Annotated in this window: 19 protein-coding genes, 1 other RNA gene and 1 other annotated feature; of the genes, 18 read left to right on the top strand and 2 right to left on the bottom strand. The window is 33.6% G+C overall.

Annotated features, from left to right (window positions below):
* Positions 1–7: 7 nt before the first annotated feature.
* From aspS to CD128_RS02120, 3 genes are all read left to right on the top strand, one after another.
* On the top strand, positions 8–1774 hold the full coding sequence (gene aspS, locus CD128_RS02130) for an aspartate--tRNA ligase (RefSeq protein WP_103328444.1): 1767 nt from the start codon (positions 8–10) through the stop codon (positions 1772–1774).
* Positions 1775–2001: 227 nt separating this feature from the next.
* Positions 2002–2192: non-coding RNA, 6S RNA (gene ssrS, locus CD128_RS02125), on the top strand.
* A gap of 88 nt (positions 2193–2280) precedes the next feature.
* On the top strand, positions 2281–3057 hold the full coding sequence (locus CD128_RS02120) for a tRNA threonylcarbamoyladenosine dehydratase (RefSeq protein WP_103328443.1): 777 nt from the start codon (positions 2281–2283) through the stop codon (positions 3055–3057).
* Positions 3058–3116: 59 nt separating this feature from the next.
* Here CD128_RS02120 and CD128_RS02115 read toward each other — a convergent pair whose 3' ends face one another.
* Entirely contained in the window at positions 3117–4385 is a 1269-nt protein-coding gene (locus tag CD128_RS02115) for a replication-associated recombination protein A (protein ID WP_103328442.1), read from the bottom strand.
* A gap of 85 nt (positions 4386–4470) precedes the next feature.
* Here CD128_RS02115 and cymR point away from each other — a divergent pair, with 85 nt between their 5' ends.
* Both cymR and CD128_RS02105 read left to right on the top strand, forming a co-directional pair.
* Positions 4471–4893: a cysteine metabolism transcriptional regulator CymR gene (gene cymR, locus CD128_RS02110; protein ID WP_103297199.1), complete on the top strand. Its 423-nt coding sequence runs from the start codon at positions 4471–4473 to the stop codon at positions 4891–4893.
* A gap of 155 nt (positions 4894–5048) precedes the next feature.
* On the top strand, positions 5049–5192 hold the full coding sequence (locus CD128_RS02105) for an SAS049 family protein (protein ID WP_103328441.1): 144 nt from the start codon (positions 5049–5051) through the stop codon (positions 5190–5192).
* Positions 5193–5770: 578 nt separating this feature from the next.
* On the opposite strand, the gene CD128_RS02100 is transcribed toward CD128_RS02105, so the two are convergent.
* Entirely contained in the window at positions 5771–6775 is a 1005-nt protein-coding gene (locus CD128_RS02100; protein WP_103328440.1) for an LLM class flavin-dependent oxidoreductase, read from the bottom strand.
* A 236-nt stretch (positions 6776–7011) separates the two neighbouring features.
* Here CD128_RS02100 and CD128_RS02095 point away from each other — a divergent pair, with 236 nt between their 5' ends.
* The 13 genes from CD128_RS02095 to greA all read left to right on the top strand — a co-directional run bounded on the left by CD128_RS02095 (position 7012) and on the right by greA (position 20896).
* Positions 7012–8151: a cysteine desulfurase family protein gene (locus tag CD128_RS02095; RefSeq protein ID WP_103328439.1), complete on the top strand. Its 1140-nt coding sequence runs from the start codon at positions 7012–7014 to the stop codon at positions 8149–8151.
* A gap of 2 nt (positions 8152–8153) precedes the next feature.
* The gene (gene mnmA, locus CD128_RS02090) at positions 8154–9266 is read left to right on the top strand and encodes a tRNA 2-thiouridine(34) synthase MnmA (RefSeq protein ID WP_103328438.1); all 1113 of its coding nucleotides are present in this window, start codon (positions 8154–8156) and stop codon (positions 9264–9266) included.
* Between the two features lie 99 nt (positions 9267–9365).
* Positions 9366–10037, top strand: a complete 672-nt coding sequence (locus tag CD128_RS02085) for a tetratricopeptide repeat protein (protein ID WP_103328437.1) — start codon at positions 9366–9368, stop codon at positions 10035–10037.
* A 1-nt stretch (position 10038) separates the two neighbouring features.
* Positions 10039–12486, top strand: coding sequence for an SF1B family DNA helicase RecD2 (gene recD2 / locus CD128_RS02080; protein WP_103328436.1), 2448 nt, complete (start codon positions 10039–10041; stop codon positions 12484–12486).
* Positions 12487–12519: 33 nt separating this feature from the next.
* Positions 12520–12711 (top strand) — a binding site (T-box leader).
* Between the two features lie 67 nt (positions 12712–12778).
* Positions 12779–15409, top strand: a complete 2631-nt coding sequence (gene alaS, locus CD128_RS02075; protein ID WP_103328435.1) for an alanine--tRNA ligase — start codon at positions 12779–12781, stop codon at positions 15407–15409.
* Between the two features lie 64 nt (positions 15410–15473).
* Entirely contained in the window at positions 15474–15734 is a 261-nt protein-coding gene (locus tag CD128_RS02070; RefSeq protein ID WP_103328434.1) for an IreB family regulatory phosphoprotein, read from the top strand.
* Positions 15735–15737: 3 nt separating this feature from the next.
* Positions 15738–16166, top strand: coding sequence for a Holliday junction resolvase RuvX (gene ruvX, locus CD128_RS02065; protein WP_103328433.1), 429 nt, complete (start codon positions 15738–15740; stop codon positions 16164–16166).
* A 14-nt stretch (positions 16167–16180) separates the two neighbouring features.
* Positions 16181–16495 (top strand): DUF1292 domain-containing protein, encoded by a 315-nt coding sequence (locus CD128_RS02060; RefSeq protein ID WP_103298274.1) that lies wholly within the window; start codon positions 16181–16183, stop codon positions 16493–16495.
* 376 nt (positions 16496–16871) lie between these two features.
* The gene (locus CD128_RS02055) at positions 16872–17507 is read left to right on the top strand and encodes an O-methyltransferase (RefSeq protein WP_103328432.1); all 636 of its coding nucleotides are present in this window, start codon (positions 16872–16874) and stop codon (positions 17505–17507) included.
* A gap of 2 nt (positions 17508–17509) precedes the next feature.
* Positions 17510–18433 (top strand): peptidase U32 family protein, encoded by a 924-nt coding sequence (locus CD128_RS02050; RefSeq protein WP_103328431.1) that lies wholly within the window; start codon positions 17510–17512, stop codon positions 18431–18433.
* Positions 18434–18447: 14 nt separating this feature from the next.
* On the top strand, positions 18448–19716 hold the full coding sequence (locus CD128_RS02045) for a peptidase U32 family protein (RefSeq protein ID WP_103328430.1): 1269 nt from the start codon (positions 18448–18450) through the stop codon (positions 19714–19716).
* On the top strand, positions 19716–20339 hold the full coding sequence (gene udk, locus CD128_RS02040) for a uridine kinase (protein ID WP_103328429.1): 624 nt from the start codon (positions 19716–19718) through the stop codon (positions 20337–20339). Before CD128_RS02045 ends, udk begins: the two co-directional genes overlap by 1 nt.
* Before the next feature lie 80 nt (positions 20340–20419).
* Positions 20420–20896 (top strand): transcription elongation factor GreA, encoded by a 477-nt coding sequence (greA, locus tag CD128_RS02035; RefSeq protein ID WP_103328428.1) that lies wholly within the window; start codon positions 20420–20422, stop codon positions 20894–20896.
* Positions 20897–20994: the final 98 nt, after the last annotated feature.

Genomic DNA, 20994 nt, shown 5'->3' with positions numbered 1-20994 from the left:
TAAAAATATGAGTAAGAGAACAACTTATTGTGGATTAGTTACAGAAGAATTATTAGATCAAAAAGTAACTTTAAAAGGATGGGTACACAACCGTCGTGACTTAGGTGGTTTAATCTTTGTTGACTTACGTGACAGAGAAGGTATCGTTCAAATCGTATTTAACCCTGATTTCTCTGCAGAAGCATTAAGTATTGCTGAAACAGTACGTTCTGAATATGTAGTTGAAGTTGAAGGTACAGTAACAAAACGTGACCCTGAAACAGTAAACCCTAAAATTAAAACTGGGCAAGTAGAAGTACAAGTTTCAAATATTACAATCATTAATAAAGCAGAAACACCTCCATTCTCAATTAATGAAGAAAACCAAAATGTAGATGAAAACATTCGCTTAAAATATCGTTATTTAGATTTAAGACGTCCTGAATTAGCTCAAACATTTAAAATGAGACATCAAACAACACGTTCTATTCGTGAATATTTAGATAATAGTGGTTTCTTTGATATTGAAACACCAGTATTAACTAAATCTACACCTGAGGGCGCACGTGACTACTTAGTACCATCTCGTGTACATGAAGGTGAATTTTATGCATTACCACAATCACCACAATTATTTAAACAATTATTAATGATTAGTGGCTTCGATAAATACTATCAAATCGTTAAATGCTTCCGTGACGAAGACTTACGTGCTGACCGTCAACCAGAATTTACTCAAGTCGATATCGAAATGAGCTTTGTAGATCAAGAAGACGTTATTCAAATGGGCGAAGAAATGCTTCGTAAAGTTGTTAAAGACGTTAAAGGTATTGAATTAGAAGGCGAATTTCCACGTATGACATACGCTGAAGCCATGCGCCGTTATGGTTCAGATAAACCTGATACGCGCTTTGGTATGGAACTAATTGACGTTTCTCAATTAGGTAAAGAAATGGATTTCAAAGTATTTAAAGATACTGTTGAAAATAATGGTGAAGTTAAAGCAATTGTTGCTGAAGGCGCTGCAGATAATTACACTCGTAAAGATATGGACGGTTTAACTGAATTTGTTAACATTTACGGTGCTAAAGGATTAGCTTGGGTTAAAGTTGTAGAAGACGGTTTAAGCGGCCCAATCGCTCGTTTCTTTGAAGATCAAAATGTTGCAACATTAAAAGAATTAACTGGCGCTAAAGCAGGCGACTTAGTTATGTTCGTAGCAGATAAACCAAATGTTGTTGCTCAAAGTTTAGGTGCATTACGTGTCAAACTTGCTAAAGAGCTTGGTTTAATTGATGAAACTAAATTAAACTTCTTATGGGTAACTGATTGGCCATTATTAGAATATGATGAAGATGCTAAACGTTATGTAGCAGCACATCATCCATTCACATCACCTAAGAAAGAAGATATTGATAAATTAGATTCTGAACCTGAAAATGTTGAAGCAAACGCTTATGACATCGTACTTAATGGTTACGAATTAGGTGGGGGATCTATCAGAATTTCAGATAGCCAATTACAAGAAAAAATGTTCGAAGTTTTAGGATTCACTAAAGAACAAGCTAGAGAACAATTTGGATTCTTATTAGAGGCATTCAAATATGGTGCACCTCCACACGGTGGTATCGCATTAGGTTTAGACCGATTAGTAATGTTATTAACAAATCGCACTAACTTACGTGATACAATTGCATTCCCTAAAACTGCTTCAGCTACATGTCTACTTACAGACGCACCTGGAGAAGTTTCTGATAAACAACTTGAAGAATTATCATTAAGAATTCGTCATTAATTTAAATAATTAAATAATAAGTTTGAATAGACTGTTGATAAAGTATTTCATTGCTTTATTAGCAGTTTTTTTATTAGGAAAAAGAAGCAATTACTAATATTAATTAAACTATAATTATATTATGTCAACTTATAATATTTAAATATTTTCTATCACAAGTTTGATTTTCTAACGATTCTTAAGGATTTCTTTATTTTAAGGTTTATGCTATTATATTTATATAAGATAGTCATCTGTATTGTACGTATGTTTGCTTTTTATTTGGGCCTAACACTTTTTGATCAGGGAGCCCAATAGGTTTTCTTGCAGCGCACACGCCTCAATAGGAGGACTTGCAAAACAAGAAACAGGGCACCCACCTGTATATAGCAGGCCGAATGATCAAGCTTTTTATAACTACGGCAATTACGGACTCTATCGATACGCAAGACTTTTGTCTTGCGTATTTTTATTTGTCTTTTTCTGTTAATATTATGGTAGCGTAATGTTTGATAAAGGAGTTCAAAATGAAACATCAATTTTCAAGAAATGAATTAGCATATGGTAAAGAAGGTTTAGATTTATTAAAGAATAAAACAGTGGCCGTATTAGGAGTAGGGGGCGTTGGTTCATTTGCAGCTGAGGCGCTTGCTAGAACAAATATTGGTCATATTATTCTTATAGATAAAGATGATGTCGATATTACGAACGTCAATCGTCAAATTCATGCTTTAACTACAACTATTGGTCAAAGTAAAGTAACACTTATGGAAGAAAGAATTAAATTAATTAATCCTGATTGTAAAGTAACGCCTTTACATATGTTCTATACTGAAGAAACTTATGAAGACTTATTTAATAATTATGATATTGATTATTTCATAGATGCTAGTGACACGATTATTTATAAAGTTCATTTAATGAAAGAGTGTTTAGAACGTGGCATTAAAGTCATTTCAAGTATGGGCGCTGCTAATAAGACAGATCCTACACGTTTCCAGATTGCAGATATCTCTAAAACGTATATGGATCCTATGGCTAAAATTATTAGAAATAAATTAAAACGTCAGGGTATTAGAAAAGGAATTCCTGTAGTATTTTCAGATGAAAGTCCTATCGTAATACGTGAAGATGTAAAAGCAACAGTAGGGGATCCAAATGCTAGTAATCGTAAAGGTCAAATGCCTCCATCTTCAAATGCATTTGTACCTAGCACAGTAGGTTTAATATGCGCTAGTTATGTGGTTAATGATATTCTTAAAGATGTACCAGTTAGACGCATTAAAGATAAAGGTAATTTCTAATTAAAAAGACTATGAAATTGAGATGAATCACATCACTCTACATTTCATAGTCTTTAATTTTAGCTTTTATTACGAAGATTGTCATACACCGCTTTAAATTGTTGTTCGCTCTTTGATGTTGTTTTTGGTTCGTAATAAATTTTATTTTTTAATTTATCTGGTAAATATTGTTGAACTACATAACCATTTTCATAATTATGAGGGTATTTATAACCAATCGCTCGTCCTAATTCTTTTGCACCTTGATAGTGGCCATCTTTTAAATGATCAGGAATTTGACCAACTTGGCCTTTACGTATATCACTTAAGGCGTTATCAATTGCTGTAATAGCTGAATTAGACTTCGGTGATAATGAAAGTTCTATCACAGCTTGGCTGAGAGGTATGCGTGCTTCAGGGAAACCTAAACGTTCTGCAGATTGTATAGCTGCAAGTGTTCGTTGTCCAGCACTTGGCGAAGCGAGACCTACATCTTCATAACTTATAACCATTAAACGTCTGACGATAGTTGGTAAATCCCCAGCTTCAATTAATCTTGCTAAATAATGTAACGCTGCGTTCACATCGCTACCTCTAATAGATTTTTGAAAAGCACTCATCACATCATAGTGCATATCCCCATCTTTATCACTAACAAAAGCGCCTTTTTGCAAGCAATCTTTCGCATCAGATAACGATACATGACGTTGTTCATCTTTAACATCAGCACTTAACACTGCTAATTCTAAAGCATTTAATGCACTTCTAACGTCTCCATGACTTTGAGTTGAAAAGTATTCAAGTGCATCTTCATCAACAATAGGGTTGTATAATTTCAATCCACGCTCTTCATCTGACAAAGCTCTATCAAGGGCTACACGTACGTCTTTCTCATCTAAGGCATATAACTCAAATATTTGAGCTCGTGAACGTATAGCAGGATTGATTGCATGATATGGATTAGAAGTAGTTGCTCCAATTAATACAATCTTTCCGTTCTCAAGATGTGGTAGTAAAAAGTCCTGTTTTGCTTTATCTAAGCGATGAATTTCATCTAATAATAAAATGACTTGACCAGACATTTTTGCTTCTTCAACTACTAACTGCATATCTTTTTTAGTATTAGTTACTGCATTCAGTTGTCTAAATTTATATTCAGTACTTCCTGAAATGGCTTTAGCAATACTTGTTTTACCAATTCCAGGAGGTCCATAAAAAATCATTGAGGATAAACGTTTGGTTTCAACCATACGTCTAATGATACCTTTAGGGCCTACTAAATGTTGTTGTGAAATAATCTCATCTATATTAGTAGGGCGCATCCTTGAAGCTAATGGTTCAGTACTCATGATTTTCACACCTTTCTATTACTATCTTAACTGAAAAAATGCTAGAATGGGAATATATATTATTCGAATTAAGAGAGGTAATGTTATGAAAATATCAACGAAAGGGAGATATGGGTTAACTTTAATGATATCCCTAGCCAAAAGGGAAGGACAAGGGTGTGTATCATTAAAAACAATCGCAGAAGAAAATAGTCTGAGCGACTTATATCTTGAACAACTCGTAGGCCCTTTAAGAAATGCTGGTTTAATTCGAAGTGTTCGTGGTGCTAAAGGTGGCTATCAACTAAGAGTACCAGCTGACGAAATTACAGCAGGCGATATCATTCGTTTATTAGAAGGTCCTATTACAATTGTAGAAAGTATTGAATCAGAACCACCTGCTCAAAAACAACTATGGCTTCGTATGAGAGATGCCGTACGTGAGGTATTAGATAATACAACTTTAAAATATTTAGCAGATTATATCGAAACTGATGATAAATTAGATGGATATATGTTTTATATTTAAATTCTTTTTGGTTGAATGTGTTTATTAATAAATTGTACGGGGTATCTAATAAATACATCCAATCGATAATGTTTGTTTATTGATGGTTATCGTAGATTAAACATAAGTTAGTTATTAAATTAAATTATGCTTAAATTTGAAAGGAGAATTTCATTATGGGATTCATGGATAAAGCAAAAGAAGCTGCAGAGAAATTCAAAGATAGCGATAACGAACAAGTTAATAAAGTAAAAGATCAAATCAACGAATATACTGGCGGTAACAACGACAGTGACAAAAAAGATAAAGATGACAAATAATTATCAATTTTAGGGACGGTATTAACCGTCCTTTTTTTATACCAAAAAACCCTTCAAAAACTCGATTGAAGTAATTGAAGGGTTAATTTTTTTATAAAGTATTTAATTATATAAAATTGTGAAATTACCAACTAAAGCTTTATGACGCCTGAGGGAATTAGATTTATTGATGAACGTAAGCGTTCAAACACTTACGTAAGTAGTTCTAAGATGAATAACGAATGACGTTGCGCGCGGGGCCCCAGCACAAAGACTTTCGCATAGAAAGTCTCCAAACAAAGCAAGCTGGGGACGGGGCCCCAACATAAAGAATTTCGAATAGAATTCTACAAGCAATGCAAGTTGGGGTTGAGGAACTTAAGTGTTCAAACACTTAAGTAAGTAGTTCTAATGATTAAAATCAAAGAACTGCTTTATAAGACTACAGGCTTCAGCCTTTCCCGCAAGAAAGGGTCGCAACAAAATGAGTAACATTCATCTAAGAACTTCTGTACAAGACTAAGGCTCGGCAAGCATCTCAACTTAAGTAAGTGAACATCTATTTTAGAACTACTTTACTAACTTACTACTTTTGACTATTAATTATTCAAAGATTGAACTACATTTTTCATGCGTTCAAATGATTCAAATTGTTTATCTTGATCATAAATATAGCTAATACCCATTAGCTCATCAATTTCTCCGTATTCTTCAATAAAGTCTTCTAATTTCTGTTTAACCGTAGCCTCAGAACCCACTAATGAATCATTAAATCGTTGTTTAGCCATTTCATATTCACGTGGTGTCAATAATCCTTGTAAATCATTTGTTGGTGGTTGAACCGGCTGCATTCTACCACGCGCAATACCAATAAACACTTGAGCCAACGTACTTGCTAAATATTCAGCTTCTTCATCTGTTTCAGCGACGATAGCGTTTAAACAAACTATCATATAAGGCTCTTGTAATACCTCAGAAGGTTCAAATAGTTCCTTATAAATTTGAATCGCTTCTTTCATTTGTTGAGGAGCAAAATGTCCAGCAAATACATAAGGTAAACCTTTACGTGCTGCTAAATGGGCAGAATCCGTTGATGAACCCAGAATATATAATGGCACATTTTTTCCTACCGCTGGATAAGCGCGCACATATGCTTGCTTATTGCCTGGACCGAAGTACGTTTGAAGTTGTTCCACTTCTTCTGGAAAGGCATACACGCCGTTATGTTGATCTCGGCGTAACGCACTTGCTGTCATCATATCCGTACCAGGCGCTCTTCCTAAACCAAGATCCACTCTATTTGGGAAAAGGGTTTCCATCGTACCAAATTGTTCTGCCACTATTAAAGGTGCGTGGTTAGGTAACATGATACCGCCTGAACCTACTTTGATATTTTGAGTATGTTCTAATGTATGTTGAATAAGCAATGCTGTAGCTGAACTTACTAGGTTAGGCGCATTATGGTGTTCAGCAATCCAATATCTTTCATAATCAAGCTCATCAAGTTTTTGAGCTAACGCAACCATATCGTTAATGGCGTCTTTATCACTTTGACCTTCTTTAATAGGCACTAAATTAAGTGCAGAAAATTTCATATTAGACATTTGCAAAGACTCCTTTATTTTTTACTATGGTTTAGTGTAACAAGATAGACGACGATGAGTTATTAATTTGCTCACTGCATATAATGAAGACATTTTCAAAAATAAAAAATATATAAATAGAGAAGGGATAAATGTTAAAATATGAAGTAATGAAGTTACAAACAACAATGTAGAAAAATTGATGGTTAGGTGCTATTATAGGAACATTGATAATATTGTGAGGAGTGTACAAAATAATGGAAGTATATGCAGATTATGCTGCAACTACCCCAGTTAAACCAGAAGTTATAGATGCAATGATGGAAATTTACCAATCGCATTATGGTAATCCATCTTCAATTCATACAATAGGGCGAGATGCCCGTCGTTATTTAGATGAATCAAGAAGAACAGTCGCTAAGCTTCTAGGTGCTAAACCAAGTGAAGTGATTTTTACAAGTGGTGCAACTGAATCTAACAACACTGCTATTAAAGGTTTAGTTTATGAAAATGAACATTTAGGGAATCATATCATTACTACTAAAATCGAACATCATTCAGTACTTCATGTCTTTGAAGAGTTAGAAAAAGAAGGATATGATGTTACTTATTTAGATGTAGATGACACAGGTAAAGTAGACCTAGATCAGTTAGAAGAAGCGTTAACTGAAGATACTATTTTAGTTTCAATCATGTTTGTTAATAACGAAGTTGGCACAGTTGAACCTATTTATGATATTGAAGATATCGTTGCTCAATCAAGTGCATTACTACATGTTGACGCTGTGCAAGCTGTGGGTCATCTTGATATAAAATTTGAAGACTTCAAAATCGATACTATGAGTGTCACTGCACATAAATTCGGAGGTCCTAAAGGCGTGGGTGTATTACTAGTTAAAGATAAGACGCCTATCGAATTCTCTCAATTAGGTGGGGAACAAGAAACGAAACGACGTGCTGGAACTGAAAATTTAGCGCAAATCGTTGGTTTAACGAAAGCTTTAGAACTCGCTGATGAAAATAGAGATAATAACAATATCCATTTGATGCAGCTAAAAGAATTGTTTTTAGTGAGCTTACAAGAACGTGCAATTCCTTTCGAAGTGAATGGTTCTATGGTAGAAACAACAGGGCATATATTAAATTTATATTTCCCATTTATAGATGTAGAAACAATGTTAACATTGTTAGACTTAGCTAATATTTATGTTTCTTCTGGATCAGCATGTACGGCTGGGTCAACTACTCCTTCACACGTTTTAGCAGCGATGTATGAAGATGAAGAACGTGCTAAACATTCAGTACGCTTTAGTTTTAATGAACAAACGACTGAGCAAGAAATTAAATATATCGTAGCTGAAATTCATAAAATTTATCATAAATTTAAGGAGGAATAAAATTGTCAAACAAAGATATACGCGTTGTAGTTGGTATGTCTGGTGGCGTAGATAGTTCAGTTACTGCACATGTTTTAAAAGAACAAGGTTATGATGTCATTGGTATTTTTATGAAAAACTGGGACGACACAGACGAAAATGGCGTTTGTACAGCAACAGAAGATTATAATGACGTAATAGCTGTATGTAACCAAATCGGTATACCTTATTATGCAGTTAACTTTGAACAAGAATATTGGGATAAAGTATTTACTTACTTTTTAGATGAATATAAAAAAGGACGCACTCCTAATCCAGATGTAATGTGTAATAAAGAAATCAAATTTAAAGCATTCTTAGAACATGCGCTTAAACTAGGTGCAGACTATGTGGCAACAGGACATTATGCTCGTATTCGTCGTCATGAAGATGGTCATGTAGAAATGTTAAGAGGCGTAGATAATAATAAAGACCAAACTTATTTCTTAAACCAATTATCACAACAACAATTATCTAAAGTAATGTTCCCAATTGGTGATATTGAGAAAAAAGAAGTACGTAGAATTGCAGAAGAACAGGATTTAGCTACTGCTAAGAAAAAAGATTCTACAGGTATTTGCTTTATTGGTGAACGTAATTTTAAATCATTCTTATCACAATATCTTCCAGCTCAATCAGGAGAAATGAGAACATTAGATGGTAAGAAAATGGGGATGCACAGTGGATTAATGTATTATACGATTGGTCAACGTCATGGTTTAGGTATTGGTGGAGACGGCGATCCTTGGTTTGTAGTTGGTAAGAACTTACAAGACAACGTATTATACGTTGAACAAGGTTTCCATCATGAAGCATTATATAGCGATTATCTTATCGCTTCTGACTTCTCATTCGTTAATCCTGTTGACTTAGAAAAAGGATTTGAATGCACAGCTAAATTTAGATATCGTCAAAAAGATACTAAAGTATTTGTACAAAAAGAGAATGATAATTCTATTCGCGTTACTTTTGATGAACCTGTACGTGCGATTACTCCTGGACAAGCAGTTGTATTTTATGATGAAGAAGTTTGTCTTGGTGGCGCTACAATTGATGATGTATACAAAACGACTGGCCAATTAAGTTACGTAGTTTAATTTAAATATATTCATGAAGGGCTGGGAAATTTTTGTCCCAGTTCTTTTCTTTTTGAATATTATGAACGTAAATAATACATAAAATTGAGGAGATTTGTAATGGTAAATCAAGAAACAATTTATGAATGGATAAAAGAAGGGCAGTTAGAGCAAGCTTTACAAGCATTATTTAATAATATTGAAGAAGAACCAAATGTAGTTGAAAATTATATCAATGCTGGTATTGTTTTAGCAGACGCTGGGGAAGTTGAGAAAGCGGAGCGCTTTTTCCAAAAAGCTATTACAATTGATGACAAGAATGGTGCAGTTTATTATAATTTAGCTAACTTATACTATAATCAGGACCGTTATCAAGAAGCTATCAAGCTATATCAACTTGCTTTAAAGCATGATATGGATAAAGTGGATACAAACTATATGATTGGCATGGCATTTAATCAATTAGATTCTCACAGAGAAGCTATGCCGTTCTTAATGACAGCAGCTGAACTAGATAATAATAATGATGCGGAAGTTCAGTTCCAATATGGATTAGTGTTATGTCATTTAGAATTGTTTAAAGAAGCTATTAAACAGTTAAATAAAGTACTTACTATCGATTCCAAACATGTTGATGCTTTATATAATTTAGGACTTGCCACATACATGGAAACAGAAGATGTAGACGAGGCGATTGCTTATTTTGATAAAGCGATTGAAATCGATCCTAAACACTTGTTAAGTCAACATGCGAAACAAACATTTCAATCTTTAAAAGCGCAGGAGGAATAATATGTCAGACCCTACACTATTTGATTATTCAATGATTAAAGGAACAGTAGATGCTATTTTATTTCAGAACCAAGATAATTTTTATACTGTTCTTAAAGTCGATACCATTGAAACAAATGAATCATTTGATAATTTGCCCACAGTTGTAGGGTTCTTTCCAAATATTGCTGAAGGCGATGTTTATACTTTTAAAGGACAAGTAGTTGAACATCCTCGTTATGGTAAACAGTTAAAGGCTGAAACATTTGAAAAAGAGTTACCGCAAACTAAAGATGCGATTGTGAGTTACTTATCGAGTGACCTTTTCAAAGGAATAGGGAAGAAAACGGCTCAAAATATTGTAAATACATTAGGTGAAAATGCAATTAATGACATTTTGAATGATGCTACTGTTTTAGAAAAAGTACCGAGTTTACCTAAAAAGAAACAGCAGCAAATAGCTGAACAAGTTAGCGCAAATCAAGAATCGGAAAAAGTGATGATTCGCTTACATGACTTAGGATTTGGGCCTAAATTATCGATGGCGATTTATCAATTTTATCAATCAGAAACTTTAAATGTATTAGAGAAAAATCCCTATCAACTTGTTTATGATGTGAAAGGAATTGGATTTCAAAAAGCTGATACACTAGCGCGCAATAATGGAATCGAATTTAATGATCCAGAAAGATTGAAAGCAGGACTCTTATATACATTAGAAGAAGAATGTATTAAACAAGGTCATACATACTTATCCCACCAATTTGTGATAGAAGTTACACAAGAAATGTTAAGTGACCCGCGCAATGAAGAGGTAGTAGAGGGTCATCAATTAGAAGAAGTACTACAAATTCTGGCGGAAGAAAGTAAACTTGTGTTTGAAAACGATCGTGTAGCTATACCTAGTCTATATTATTCTGAGTTAAAAAGCGTGCAAAACTTATATCGTATAAAAACGTATAAAAATAAACTTAAAGAAATTGAACAGTCTGATTTACAGTTGCACATTGGTGAGATTGAAGATAGTAATAATGTGAGTTATGCGCCTTCGCAAAAAGAAGCCTTGCAAACTGCTATTAATTCTAAAATTATGCTTTTAACAGGTGGGCCTGGAACAGGTAAAACAACTGTTATTAAAGGAATCGTTGAATTATATGCTGAAATTCATGGTTTATCATTAAATTATTCTGATTATGAAGAAGATGATTATCCGATTGTCTTAGCTGCGCCTACTGGACGTGCCTCTAAGCGTCTTCAAGAGTCAACAGGACTAGAAGCTATGACGATTCATCGTCTAATAGGTTGGAATCAGGATACGCAACCTGAAGACATTTTAGATAATGAAATTAATGCTAAATTAATAATTATAGATGAGATGTCTATGGTGGATACGTGGTTATTCCATCAATTTCTAAGTGCTGTGCCCTTAGATGCACAAATTATTTTAGTAGGCGATGAAGACCAACTACCTTCAGTAGGTCCTGGTCAAATATTTAAAGATTTAATAGACTCTAATGCTTTACCACGTGTTAATCTTACTGAAGTGTATCGTCAGCAAGATGGTTCAAGTATTATTGATTTGGCACATCGTATGAAACATGGTGAACCAATTGATATTACGAAGCGTTATCATGATAGAAGTTTTATTAACTGTAACGTTGATCAAATTCCTGATGTTGTTGAAAAGGTTGTTTCAAGTGCAGTTAATAAAGGCTATGATATGAGCGATATTCAAGTGTTAGCGCCGATGTATAAAGGGAGCGCTGGAATAAAGCGACTTAATCAAGTATTGCAAGACATTCTTAATCCTAAAAAAGATGATGTTAGAGAAATTGAATTTGGAGATATTAAATTCCGAAAAGGGGATAAAGTACTCCAATTAGTGAATAGACCTAATGATAATATTTTTAATGGCGATATTGGCGTCATTGTCGGCATTTTCTGGGCAAAGGAAAATGCGCTCAATAAAGATGTACTTATCGTGGACTTTGAAGGCAACGAAATCACGTTCACTCGTCAAGATTTATTAGAATTAACGCATGCCTACTGTACATCGATTCATAAATCGCAGGGTTCAGAATTTCCAATCGTTATTATGCCGATAGTTAAACAATATTTTAGAATGTTACAACGTCCAATACTATATACTGGGCTTACTCGAGCTAAACAATCACTTGTTTTATTAGGTGATCCAAAAGCATTCGAAATTGGCTTAAATACGCAAGGACAAACGCGTCAAACGCAATTACGTGAACTGATTCTTGCTTACTTTGAAGTAGATATTTCTTCTGAAAACACTTCTACTCAAGATGAACATGCTAAGACTGGCGCTTCTAATATAAATGAGACAGATGATAAGAACGTAGATGATATTCAAGACCAAATTGTATTAAGTGAAGCAACAATTTATCAAATTAATCCAATGATTAATATGGATGACGTTTCACCATATGACTTTGTAGAACGTTGACATTTAACTGAAAAATACTTAAAATAAATTTAAATTCACATGAAGATGAGTAGGCAATCTAAACACTTTTAGAGATGCACTGGTTGGTGAAAAGTGCAAGGTTAATTGTTGAACGCTACTTCATGATAGTTTCATATTGTAATTAAGTGATAAACATAGATGGTATTGTGATATAGTCAGTGTGTTTATAACTAGGGTGGTACCGCGAAAACGTTCGTCCCTTGATTGAGGATGGGCGTTTTTTTGTTTTTCTTTAATTTTCAAAAATAAAGAATGTTTAGGAGTGGAATAAATGAAAAATTTAAAAGCAAGTGACATTCGTCAAATGTATATTGATTTCTTTGTTGAAAAAGGGCATATGGTTGAGCCTTCTGCACCATTAGTACCCATTGATGATGACTCTTTATTATGGATTAACTCTGGTGTAGCAACATTAAAAAAATACTTCGATGGTCGTGAAACACCTAGAAAACCTAGAATTGTTAACTCTCAAAAAGCAATTAGAACGAACGATATTGAAAATGTTGGTTTTACTGCTAGACACCATACATTCTTTGAAATGTTAGGAAACTTCTCTATTGGAGATTACTTTAAAAAAGAAGCAATTGAATTTGCATGGGAATTCTTAACTAGTGAAAAATGGATGGGTATGGAACCGGAAAAATTATATGTAACGATTCATCCAGAAGATACAGAAGCATACCGTTTATGGAATGAAGAAGTTGGTCTTGAAGAAAGTCGCATTATTAGAATTGAAGGTAACTTCTGGGATATTGGTGAAGGTCCTTCAGGTCCGAATACTGAAATCTTCTATGACCGTGGTGAAGAATATGGTCAAGATGATCCTGCTGAAGAAATGTATCCAGGCGGAGAAAATGAAAGATATTTAGAAGTATGGAACTTAGTATTCAGTGAGTTTAACCATAATAAAGATAATACGTACACACCGCTACCAAATAAAAATATTGATACTGGTATGGGGTTAGAACGTATGGCTTCTATCTCACAAAATGTTCGTACTAACTATGAAACAGACTTATTTATGCCTATCATTCATGAGGTTGAAAATGTTTCAGGAAAAAAATATTTAGACGTTCCTGAACAAGATGTGGCGTTTAAAGTTATTGCTGATCATATAAGAACAATTGCTTTTGCGATTTCAGATGGTGCGTTACCATCAAATGAAGGCCGAGGTTATGTATTGCGTCGTTTATTACGTCGTGCAGTAAGATTTAGTCAAAGTCTTGGTATTAATGAACCATTCATGTATAAATTAGTAGATATCGTGGCTGAGATTATGGAACCTTATTATCCAAATGTTAAAGAGAAAGCTGCATTCATTAAACGTGTAGTGAAATCTGAAGAAGAACGTTTCCACGAAACATTACAAGAAGGCTTAACGATTTTAAATCAATTAATTGATAAAGCGAAAGCTTCTACGCATGAAATTAATGGTTCTGATGCATTCAAACTATATGACACATATGGTTTCCCAATTGAACTTACTGAAGAATTATCAAGCCAAGAAGGCATTAGCGTTGATATGGCGACTTTTGAAGAAGAAATGCAACAACAACGTACTCGCGCTAGAGAAGCACGTCAAAGTTCTCAATCTATGCAAGTACAAAGTGATGTATTAAAAAATATTAATACAGATAGTAAATTTGTAGGTTATGAAACTACTGATTATCAAACTACATTAACAGATCTAATTTTCAACGGTGAAAAAGTTGAAAGTGTAGAGGCTGGCGAAACAGTTTACTTTATTCTAAAAGAAACACCTTTCTATGCTGTTAGTGGTGGACAAGTAGCTGATAGAGGTACTGTAGGAAATGATAATTTTGAAATCGAAGTTCAAGAAGTAACTAAAGCGCCAAATGGCCAAAACTTGCATAAAGGTGTCGTACAATTTGGACAAGTTACTGTTAACAGCGAAGTAGATGCAAGTGTAAATCGCGATGAACGTAAAGATATTCAAAAGAACCACAGTGCTACACACTTATTACACGCTGCATTAAAAGAAGTATTAGGCGAGCATGTTAACCAAGCTGGATCTTTAGTTGAAAGTGAAAGATTAAGATTTGACTTCTCTCATTTCGGTCCAATGACACAAGAAGAAATTGATCAAGTGGAAAGACGCGTAAATGAAGAAATTTGGAGAGGTATCTCTGTTCATATTCAAGAAATGCCAATAGCTGAAGCTAAAGAAATGGGCGCTATGGCATTATTCGGTGAAAAATATGGCGATATCGTGCGTGTAGTAAATATGGCGCCATTCTCAATCGAGTTATGCGGTGGTATTCACGTAGATAATACAGCTGAAATTGGTTTATTTAAAATTGTAAGTGAATCAGGTACTGGCGCAGGTGTAAGACGTATCGAAGCATTAACTGGTAAAGCTGCATTCTTATATCTAGAAGAAGTCCAAAACAAATTCAATGCTATTAAAACTCAATTAAAAGTTAAATCAGATAATCAAGTCTATGATAAAGTAGTCCAAATTCAAGATGAACAAAAAGAACTTCATAAACAATTAGAACAACGCAATAAAGAAATCACATCACTTAAAATGGGTAATATTGAGGATCAAATTGAAACAATTAATGGTTTCAAAGTACTTGCTACTGAAGTTGAAGTTTCAAATCCTAAACAAATTAGACAAACAATGGATGACTTTAAATCAAAACAACAAGATGCTATCATCATTTTAGCAAGTGAAGTAAACGGCAAAGTTTCACTAATCGCAACAGTCCCTAAAGAATATACTAACCAAATTAAAGCTGGAGATATTATTAAAAATATGGCTCCTGTTGTTGGTGGTAAAGGTGGTGGCCGTCCTGACATGGCTCAAGGTGGCGGTACTGAACCAGAAAATATCTCAAATTCATTACGCTTTATTAAAGATTACATTAAAAACCTATAACTTTGTAATCAACTAGTGTAAAATTATTATGTAAGATAATTCGTATTAGAGGAGTGTCGCATCTATGGAAAATATTGATAAAACAATGAAGTTTAACTATGAAGAAATCCCTAAAGAAAATGTCGAATCAGTCTTAAACAACGTACATCGAACACTTGAAGAACGTGGCTATAATGCTGTAAATCAAATTGTTGGTTATTTATTATCTGGAGATCCAGCATATATACCACGTCAAAACGATGCCCGTAATCAAATCCGTCATATTGATCGAGATGTAATTATGGAAGAACTTGTTTCAAACTATCTTAAAGAGCATAAGCAATAATTTATGTTAACACACAAGATTTTAGGTTTAGATGTAGGAAGTAAAACTGTAGGCATTGCAATTAGCGATTTAATGGGATGGACTGCTCAAGGATTAGACACTCTAAGAATTAATGAGGAAAATAACGAATTTGGTATTGATAAATTAGTAACAATTATTAAAGAACACAATGTAGGTTCAGTAGTAATTGGTCTACCAAAAAATATGAATAATTCTATTGGATTTCGTGGCGAAGCTTCGTTACAATACAAGGAGCTGCTACAAGAAGCATTACCAAACATAGAAATAATTATGTGGGATGAGCGCTTAAGTACAATGGCTGCTGAACGCTCACTACTTGAAGCAGACGTTTCAAGACAAAAGAGAAAGAAAGTTATTGATAAAATGGCCGCTGTCTTTATCTTGCAAGGCTATATAGACTCTATCCAATAAAGGAGAATTAAATTATGACTGAACATAATCACGACCATAACTCTGAGTTAAATATTAGTAATGAAGAAGAATTATTAACGTTATTTGATGAAGATGGTAATGAAGTTTTATACAGAAAGATGTTAGAATTCTATCACCCAGAATTCAAAAAAGAATATGTTATTTTAGCTGAAGAAGGCGCTCAATCAGATGACGATGATATGATTGAACTTATCCCAATGATTAATGAACCTGATGAATCAGGCGACGGTGGTAAACTAGTCCCAATCGAAACTGATGAAGAATGGGATATGATTGAAGAAGTCGTTAATACAAACATGGAAGAATAGAGGCTTAATAGCTATTCTTTTCATGTGTAGTTGAATAAAAAAAACTCCTCCATAATACGAATTATTTATGGAGGAGTTTTTTATGTGATATTTATTTGTCAATCTGAGCAGTAGGAGGTTATATTTACTAAAATTTTTTATAGTATGATTGTTTCAAATCAGATACAAAGGTCTCGTTTTCCAAATTCGTTCTTAAATTTAGCCTAAAACTATGGTAAAATATATAAAGTTTAAATCTTATAAGCATATATTAATCATTCAATCAGTCATTAAACACATAAGTTTTTCGAATTGAAACTTTTTTTAAGGAGTAAAACTTCCAGTAAATAGACTGATTATTTTTAATGTTATTTTGTATTTTAAAAGGAAGTAAAAAATGGAAGCAAATCAACAGTATTTACTTGAAATACATGAAAAAACAGATAATCATATTGAAAAATTAAGAGCCTATGCTGAAGAACATGCTGTGCCTATTATAGATAGATTATCTCTTGAATTGGTAAAACAATTAATAAGAATACACCAAGCTAAAAATATACTTGAAATAGGAACAGCTATCGGCTATAGTTCAATGCAATTCGCTTCAATTTCAGATGATATAAATGTGACGACAATTGAACGAGATGAAGATATGATTTATCAAGCTAAACCAAATTTTGAAAAGTTTGGTTACCAAAATCAAATTAGGCTTATAGAAGGTAATGCTTTGGAACAGTATTCTAATGTTAATGATCAAGAATACGATATGATATTTATTGATGCGGCTAAAGCACAATCCAAAAAATTCTTTGAATTATATACGCCATTACTTAAAAAGGGCGGGCTTGTCATTACAGATAATGTACTTTATCACGGGTTCGTAGCGGATATAGATGTTGTTCGCTCAAGAAACGTTAAACAAATGGTAAAAAAAGTGCAGAAATTCAATGCTTGGTTAATGACACAAGAAAATTATCAAACTAATTTTGTGAATATGGATGATGGGTTAGCCATATCTATTAAAGGAGAATAAAAATGACAGAATTACTAGTTACTCCTAAATCACTAGCTCATATGGAAACATTAATTGATTTAGGTGCTGATGCATTTGTTATTGGGGAACCAAAATTTGGATTACGATTAGCTGGAGAATTCGATCGTGACGATATTAAACAAGCTGTTAAATTAGCACATGACAATGAGAAAAAAGTTTATGTTGCTGTAAATGGCATTTTCCATAATTATCATTTAAATGCGCTTGAAGATTATATCAATTTCTTACATGAAATTAACGTTGATCGAATTATATTTGGTGATCCAGCTGTAGTGATGTTCGTTAAGCAACAAAATAATCCAATCCCTCTTAATTGGGATGCTGAAACTATCGTGACGAATTACTTCCAATGTAATTATTGGGGGAAAAGAGGCGCGCAAAGAGCAGTATTAGCACGTGAATTAAACTTAGATGAAATTATTAATATTAAAGAGAATGCCGCTGTAGAAATAGAAGTCCAGGTACATGGCATGACTTGTATGTTCCAATCTAAACGTATGTTACTTGGTAATTATTATACATTCCAAGATAGACAAATGAAAATTCAACGTGATAAAGGTGATACTGCGTTATTGTTATATGATGAAGAACGTGATAATAAATATCCTGTATTCGAAGATTATAATGGTACACATATTATGTCACCAAATGATATCTGCTTAATTGAAGAACTTGAACCGTTCTTTGAAGCTGGCATTGATTCATTTAAAATTGATGGCGTCTTGCAAAGTGAAGAATATATTAATACTGTAACGACTCAATATAGAGAAGCTATAGATTTATATAATGAAGATCCTGAAGCATATGAAGATGAAAAATTTATGTTAGTAGATCCTATTGAAGAAATTCAACCAGAACATCGTCCATTTGATGAAGGATTTTTATACAAACAGACTGTTTATTAAAAGGGGGCGCTTATATGAAAACATTAACTGAAATTAATTCAACAAGTAAATCTAAAGTTAAAAAACCTGAATTATTAGCGCCTGCTGGTAATTTAGAAAAATTAAAAATTGCTGTACATTATGGCGCAGACGCTGTATTCCTAGGCGGACAAGAATATGGTTTAAGATCTAATGCGGATAATTTCACTTTGGAAGAAATTAAAGAAGGCGTTGAATTCGCTAATCAATATGGCGCAAAAATCTATGTTACTACAAATATTATTGCGCATGATGAAAATATCGATGGCTTAGAATCATATTTAATGGAATTAGACGCAACAGGTGCGACTGGAATCATAGTGGCTGATCCACTTATTATTGAAGCATGTAAACGCGTAGCACCAAGATTAGAAATCCATCTATCTACGCAACAATCTCTTTCTAACTATAAAGCTGTAGAATATTGGAAAGAAGAAGGTTTAGATCGCGTTGTATTAGCTCGTGAAACTGGTGCTATGGAAATGAAGGAAATGAAAGAGAATGTCGATATTGAAATTGAAGCATTCATTCATGGAGCAATGTGTATCGCTTATTCTGGTAGATGTACGTTAAGTAACCATATGACAGCACGAGATTCTAATAGAGGCGGTTGCTGTCAAAGTTGTCGTTGGGATTATGATTTACTTTCTGTCGATGCAGACGGAGAACTTGATTTATATTATCAAGATGGGGATGTAATGCCTTTCGCTATGAGCCCCAAAGATTTAAAATTAATAGAATCAATCCCACAAATGATGGATATCGGTATCGACTCACTTAAAATCGAAGGTCGTATGAAATCAATTCACTATATTGCTACGGTAGTTTCTGTTTATAGAAAAGTGATTGATGCATATGCAGAAGACCCTGACAATTTTAAAATTAAACCAGAGTGGCTAACTGAGTTAGATAAATGTGCTAATAGAGATACAGCACCTGCTTTCTTTGAAGGTACACCAGGTTATGAAGAGCAAATGTTTGGCTTACAACAAAATAAAAAATCACCTTATGATTTCTGTGGATTAGTATTAGACTATGATTCTGAATCTCAAATAGCAACTATCCAACAACGTAACCATTTTAAACCTGGTCAAGAAATTGAATTCTTCGGTCCTGAAATTGAAAGCTTCAAACAAGTTATTGATGAAATTTATGACGAAGAAGGAAATAGCTTAGATGCTGCACGTCATCCACTTCAAATCGTCCAAATTAAGGTGAATCATCCTATTTATCCTAACAACATGATGAGAAAGGAAATCGGCTAATGACGAACACAACTATTATTGGTATTGCAGGCGGATCTGGTTCTGGAAAAACAACAGTTACTAATGAAATCATGAAGAATTTAGAAGGCCATAGTGTAGCTTTATTAGCCCAGGATTATTATTATAAAGATCAATCACATTTAACGTTTGAAGAACGTTTAGAAACGAACTATGACCATCCCTTCGCATTTGATAATGATTTATTAATTGAAAATTTAAAAGACTTACGTAATGGTCACGCTGTAGAAGTACCAACATATGACTACGCTAATCACACAAGAAGTGATGAAACGATTGCATTTGAGCCTAAAGATGTTATTATCGTAGAAGGTATATTTGCATTAGAAAATAAAACTTTACGTGATGTGATGGATGTTAAAATATATGTTGATACTGACGCCGACTTAAGAATCTTACGCCGATTAGTAAGAGATACTAAAGAGCGTGGTCGTTCAATGGAATCAGTAATCAATCAATATTTAAATGTTGTCAGACCTATGCATAATCAATTTATTGAACCTACTAAACGCTATGCAGATATTATTATCCCAGAAGGTGGAAGTAATAAGGTCGCAATTGATATAATGACAACTAAAATCCAAACACTTGTAAGTAAACAATAACTTACGAGTATTCTAATATTGCATTATTTTTTATCAATTCTAGAAGTTAAATCTTAGTATGTGAAAAGGAAGATGACATAATGGAAAATCAAAAACAATATCCAATGACTCAAGAAGGTTATGAAAAATTAGAACAAGAATTAGAAGAATTAAAAACGGTTAAACGTCCAGAAGTAGTTGAAAAAATTAAAGTTGCACGTTCATTTGGTGACTTATCTGAGAACTCAGAGTACGATGCAGCTAAAGATGAACAAGGTTTTATCGAACAAGATATTCAACGTATTGAACATATGTTACGCTATGCTTTAATTATTGAAGATACTGGCGATAACAATGTAGTACAAATCGGTAAAACAGTAACATTCGTTGAATTACCTGGTGACGAAGAAGAAAGTTACCAAATCGTTGGTTCTGCTGAAGCAGATGCATTCAAAGGTAAAATTTCTAACGAATCACCAATGGCTAAAGCTTTAATTGGTAAAAATTTAAATGGTGAAGTTCGCGTACCACTTCCAAATGGTGGCGAAATTAACGTTAAAATCGTAGATATTAAGTAATTTATATAATGAGGCTGGGACATAATTCCTAGCAAAAATGCCAGTAAATGAGTTTTTTATAAATTCATTTACTGGCTTCTTTATTTACAATACTTCGT

Origin of the sequence: Staphylococcus croceilyticus, from assembly GCF_002902575.1 — a bacterium.
Classification (GTDB): domain Bacteria; phylum Bacillota; class Bacilli; order Staphylococcales; family Staphylococcaceae; genus Staphylococcus; species Staphylococcus croceilyticus.
The sequence above is the reverse complement of the archived record's forward strand: the minus strand, read 5'-3'. Positions and strand labels throughout refer to the sequence as shown.

Coding starts and splice junctions, on each gene's coding strand:
- aspS (WP_103328444.1), top strand. CDS start 8: ATGAGTAAGAGAACAACTTATTGTGGATTAGTTACAGAAGAATTATTA.
- CD128_RS02120 (WP_103328443.1), top strand. CDS start 2,281: ATGAAACATCAATTTTCAAGAAATGAATTAGCATATGGTAAAGAAGGT.
- CD128_RS02115 (WP_103328442.1), bottom strand. CDS start 4,385: ATGAGTACTGAACCATTAGCTTCAAGGATGCGCCCTACTAATATAGAT.
- cymR (WP_103297199.1), top strand. CDS start 4,471: ATGAAAATATCAACGAAAGGGAGATATGGGTTAACTTTAATGATATCC.
- CD128_RS02105 (WP_103328441.1), top strand. CDS start 5,049: ATGGGATTCATGGATAAAGCAAAAGAAGCTGCAGAGAAATTCAAAGAT.
- CD128_RS02100 (WP_103328440.1), bottom strand. CDS start 6,775: ATGTCTAATATGAAATTTTCTGCACTTAATTTAGTGCCTATTAAAGAA.
- CD128_RS02095 (WP_103328439.1), top strand. CDS start 7,012: ATGGAAGTATATGCAGATTATGCTGCAACTACCCCAGTTAAACCAGAA.
- CD128_RS02085 (WP_103328437.1), top strand. CDS start 9,366: ATGGTAAATCAAGAAACAATTTATGAATGGATAAAAGAAGGGCAGTTA.
- recD2 (WP_103328436.1), top strand. CDS start 10,039: ATGTCAGACCCTACACTATTTGATTATTCAATGATTAAAGGAACAGTA.
- alaS (WP_103328435.1), top strand. CDS start 12,779: ATGAAAAATTTAAAAGCAAGTGACATTCGTCAAATGTATATTGATTTC.
- CD128_RS02070 (WP_103328434.1), top strand. CDS start 15,474: ATGGAAAATATTGATAAAACAATGAAGTTTAACTATGAAGAAATCCCT.
- ruvX (WP_103328433.1), top strand. CDS start 15,738: ATGTTAACACACAAGATTTTAGGTTTAGATGTAGGAAGTAAAACTGTA.
- CD128_RS02060 (WP_103298274.1), top strand. CDS start 16,181: ATGACTGAACATAATCACGACCATAACTCTGAGTTAAATATTAGTAAT.
- CD128_RS02055 (WP_103328432.1), top strand. CDS start 16,872: ATGGAAGCAAATCAACAGTATTTACTTGAAATACATGAAAAAACAGAT.
- CD128_RS02050 (WP_103328431.1), top strand. CDS start 17,510: ATGACAGAATTACTAGTTACTCCTAAATCACTAGCTCATATGGAAACA.
- CD128_RS02045 (WP_103328430.1), top strand. CDS start 18,448: ATGAAAACATTAACTGAAATTAATTCAACAAGTAAATCTAAAGTTAAA.
- udk (WP_103328429.1), top strand. CDS start 19,716: ATGACGAACACAACTATTATTGGTATTGCAGGCGGATCTGGTTCTGGA.
- greA (WP_103328428.1), top strand. CDS start 20,420: ATGGAAAATCAAAAACAATATCCAATGACTCAAGAAGGTTATGAAAAA.